Here is a 3,838-nt window from a genome sequence, read left to right on the forward strand (position 1 = left end):
CCGCTACAGCGTTTGCTGGAGAGTGCCATTGAGGAAAACCGCCACTACCGCCGTGAGCGTAATGTCACTTTAAAGCTGGATAATCCGTATCCCGGCAGCCAGGTGCGAGTGGATGGGCAGCGTTTGCAGCAGGTGATGGCTAATTTGTTCTCTAACGCGGTGAAGTTCTCGCCAGAAGGCGGAGATGTCCATATCTTTGTGCAGCGACAGTCAGCGAATATTGTCGTTAACGTTAAGGATGAGGGGCCTGGAATTCCCGAGACGTTTAAATCGCATATTTTTAATAAATTTGCCCAAGTCGATGCCTCCGACTCCCGGGCTAAGGGTGGCACGGGGCTAGGCTTGGCGATTACCAAAGAGCTGATCGAGCATATGGAAGGAGAGATGGGGTTCACTTCCGAGGAGGGAGAGGGAAGCTGCTTCTGGTTTTCGTTGCCTATGTACCCGTCCGAGTGTGAGGAGGGCGGTGATCCCGGAGACGACCAGAATAGCGCTGGCCGTGTGTTAGTTGTAGAAGATGACTCCTCTGTGCTTCTCGTACTGCAGGAAATACTCGTGGCGGCGGGCTATCGGGTGGATACTGCCGCTAGCGGTGGTATGGCGCTCGAAAAGCTGGCGAGCCACCGCTATGACGCGGTGACCGTTGACATAGGCCTGCCCGATATGAGCGGTTTCGACGTGATACATTTCCTACGTGAGCAGCAGGAAACGCAGCATACCCCTGTGCTAGTGGTTAGCGGGAGTGTTGAGCGTGGTCAAGTGGCGCTAGAAGGCCATCTTGAGGATATTGCGTGGTTAGCAAAACCGATTCAGCCCCAGCGTTTGCTGGACTTACTCAGCAGTCAAATGCAGATATATGAAGAGCGCTTAATGCTCCTGCATATAGAAGATGACCCTGATCTGCGCGCTGTTATTCGCACAATGCTTAACGGCCATGCACACTGTGAACACGCGTCGAGTTTGGCGACAGCGCGTCGCGCCTTAGCAAAACGGCGTTACGATGCCGTTATCCTGGATATCGGGCTGCCGGACGGTGAAGGTTGGGAGCTTCTGGAGCAAATTCGTGACATACAGCCGCAATCTCGAATTGTCATTCTTTCCGGACAGTCAATTCATGAGCTAGATCAACATCGTGTTGAAAAAGTTTTCCTAAAATCGCGCATTAGCCCGGAGCAGTTGCTAGAGGCTATACAACAACGAACCCAACTGGCGCAGATGGTAAAGAGTGGATGAATAGTTTGGAACGCATTTTGTATGTGGAAGACGACCCTGATATTCAAACAGTGGCGACGCTTGCGCTGGAAGTAGTGGGTGGCTTCAAGGTAAAGGTATGCTCCTCTGGAGAGCAGGCGCTGGAAGAGGCCGAGCGGTTCGCTCCGGACATGATTTTGCTGGACGTGATGATGCCGGGCATGGATGGACCTTCAACGCTGGCAGCGCTGCGTCGGCTGCCGAGCCTGGAAAATGTGCCCGTGGCGTTTATGACGGCAAAAGTTCAACCGCATGAGGTCAGTCAGCTTGTGGCACTAGGGGCTGAAAACGTTATTTCCAAACCGTTTGACCCTATGACCTTGGCGCATCAAGTCCGTACTCTTTGGGAGCATGCGTATGGAAAAAGGTGATCCGAACTCTCTTGAGCATAAGCTGGCGCTATTAAAAAAGTCTTACCAGCAAAACCTGCAGGCTGAGCTGGCGTCTTTATGCCAGCTGTTAAACACATTGCAGCAAAGTATGCAGTCCCAGTTGATGGCATCAGCGGGCGTTGATTATTCTACGGAGGGCTTGTCTCCCTATGAAGTACTCAAGGATGTCAGCCGGCGTCTACATAAGCTGGCCGGCTCTGCGGGTACATTTGGATTTGATGCGATTGGTCATCAGGCGCGCCTTCTGGAAGGCGTATTGCAGCGCTGTTTGGAAGAGGGGAAGGCGGTCATTGATTTACAGCTGATCGATGTTGTCGGCAGCCAACTGCAGTCCATGCAAGTAGAGCTGGTCCCAAGCTCGCAACATAACCCTAAAGTTACCTCTAAGCTTAATGAACCCTCTAAAGCTGCAAAAATATGGCTAATTGAAGAGGACCCAACGCTAGGGCAGCATATCCTGGAGCAGTTGACAAACTTCAGCTACGTGGTACGCCTGTTCTCCTCGGTTCCGGCTGCGTGCAAGGAGATTAACAAAGAGCCCCCCGATATTTTAATTGTCGATGTCATGATGGGTGTTGAGCACCTTGCCCCGCTGCAAGCGCTGTCGTGCCCGCTGCTGTTTATTAGTAACAGCGATACATTTGATGCCCGTATGCAAGCGGCCCAGCTTAATGCCCACGGCTATTTCTTAAAACCGCTGAATATCCCGCAGCTAGTTAACCGGCTGGAGCAATTGCTGCAAGAGCACCGTGCACCACCTCCCCGTATCCTGGTGGTAGATGACGACCAGCAACTGGCGGCGTATTACCGGCTGGTGCTGGAGTCGGCGGGTATGGAAGTACGGATCCTTGATAAGCCTCGATACATTATTGACCAGCTTAATTCGTTTAGGCCGGAACTGCTGCTGATGGATGTACACATGCCGGACTACGACGGCCCGGATTTAGCCGCAGTGGTCAGGCAGTATGATGAGTGGAGCAGCCTGCCGATTGTGTTTTTGTCAGCGGAAATGGATTTGGGTAAACAGGTAGATGCGCTTAGCCATGGTGCTGATGACTTTTTGACTAAGCCGATTCTCGCAGCACAGTTAATCGCGTCTATCCGCGTTCGGGTAGCCCGTTCACGTACGCTATCTGCGTTACTGAACAGGGATAGCCTGACAGGGTTATTGAAGCACGCTAGTATCAAGAGCACCGCGATGAATGAAATTACCCGTGGTTTTCGCCAGGGGTATCCGGTAGTGGTCGCTATGATCGATATTGATAACTTTAAATCGATTAATGATACCTACGGCCACGCTGTCGGGGATGTCGTCATTGCTTCGGTGGCGACCCTGCTGCGCCAGCGGCTACGTCAAACCGATATGATCGGACGCTATGGCGGTGAAGAGTTTTTATTAGTAATGCCGCACTGTTGTGCAGAGGATGGTCGGAAACGATTAGAGGATATTCGGGAGTATTTTTCCCGACTGCGCTTCAATCAAGATGGCCAGGAGTTTGCCTGTACCTTATCCGCCGGCATGGTATGCAGTACCGACGCGATGCATGATGACCAGGATAGGTTGCTGGTGGTAGCGGATGAGGCGCTTTACCGCGCTAAGCGTCGTGGGCGCAACCAAGTTTGCCATTAAACCAATGACCACTTTTGAAGCAATTGGCCATCTCAGTGCTCAGCGCTGGTGCGCTTTAGGGGATGTGATATCGTTACTTAAGCTGTTGATCGCCTATTTTTGTCTATAAGCAACTGTTTTTAGTAGATAAAAAATATAGTGGCACGCTGCTCGCTATATAAAAGGCAAGCGGCAAATGAATAGAGCTACCTAAGTTTGTCCTGGTGCTTTCCCTTCTTTGCCATGTCACTGCGGTTTAGCCGCGTGATACACCGAGTGAGCTGGCGTGCTCCACCTGGGTCCCCTTCGGGGGACTTTTTTTATGCCTGTGACCCGTCCTGAATAGAGTTGACACGTTCCCGTCCTTATTTTGGGAGAGCGTGATGAGTCAACGCGTTAAGCGCACACAGAAAGACTACACTCTGGTCTTTAAACAGGCCGTGGTAGAGCAAGTGGAACGTGGCGAGATGACCTATCAACAGGCGCAGAGTCGTTACGGTATTCAAGGTCGCACGACGGTATTAAAGTGGTTACGTCGATATGGCCATCAGGACTGGAGTCCCGGTGCCACACAGCGCTCTAGAAG

Annotated in this window: 4 protein-coding genes; all 4 read left to right on the plus strand. The window is 51.9% G+C overall.

What is annotated here, in order from left to right:
- Positions 1–1,233: response regulator (locus BIS10_RS17840; protein ID WP_253507360.1), on the plus strand; the 1,233-nt coding region annotated here is incomplete at its 5' end.
- Positions 1,230–1,622, plus strand: a complete 393-nt coding sequence (locus tag BIS10_RS17845; protein WP_083024416.1) for a response regulator — start codon at positions 1,230–1,232, stop codon at positions 1,620–1,622. The genes BIS10_RS17840 and BIS10_RS17845, both read left to right, overlap by 4 nt.
- Positions 1,609–3,273 (plus strand): diguanylate cyclase, encoded by a 1,665-nt coding sequence (locus BIS10_RS17850; protein ID WP_253507363.1) that lies wholly within the window; start codon positions 1,609–1,611, stop codon positions 3,271–3,273. The genes BIS10_RS17845 and BIS10_RS17850 overlap by 14 nt, the downstream gene beginning before the upstream one ends.
- A gap of 362 nt (positions 3,274–3,635) precedes the next feature.
- A partial coding sequence (locus BIS10_RS17855; RefSeq protein WP_253507365.1) for a helix-turn-helix domain-containing protein occupies positions 3,636–3,838 on the plus strand: 203 nt, incomplete at its 3' end.

It is taken from the genome of Halomonas sp. 707B3, from assembly GCF_024158645.1.
Classification (GTDB): domain Bacteria; phylum Pseudomonadota; class Gammaproteobacteria; order Pseudomonadales; family Halomonadaceae; genus Vreelandella; species Vreelandella lionensis.